Genomic DNA, 257 nt, shown 5'->3' with positions numbered 1-257 from the left:
CCTCTATTTAATGAAGGCGGACAGCGTGGTTTGCGCTATTGCGAGAATGAAGGTGGAGGCAAGACCTCGGTAGGCCCAGGCAAGAATGTTCGTCCTTCGCGCAGCATCCGCCGCCGCCGTGCTCACCGGTGCTGGCTCGTCTAGACGACTGGGGTTGAGCATGTCGAAGGCAAACTGTGTGGCCGCTTGCGGGTTCTTTGCCGGGCAGGAGTCTTGCTTCGAGGCAAACCGTCTCAGAGGCGGAACTGCGGGTAGTC

The 257-nt window shown here is 59.9% G+C and carries 1 protein-coding gene; it reads right to left on the bottom strand.

Annotated elements, in window-relative coordinates:
- Positions 1–3: 3 nt before the first annotated feature.
- Positions 4–257: hypothetical protein (locus ACSNOK_RS35060; protein ID WP_436784742.1), on the bottom strand; the 254-nt coding region annotated here is incomplete at its 5' end.

The organism is Streptomyces sp. URMC 126, assembly GCF_051386555.1.
GTDB lineage: Bacteria > Actinomycetota > Actinomycetes > Streptomycetales > Streptomycetaceae > Streptomyces.
The sequence above is the reverse complement of the archived record's forward strand: the minus strand, read 5'-3'. Positions and strand labels throughout refer to the sequence as shown.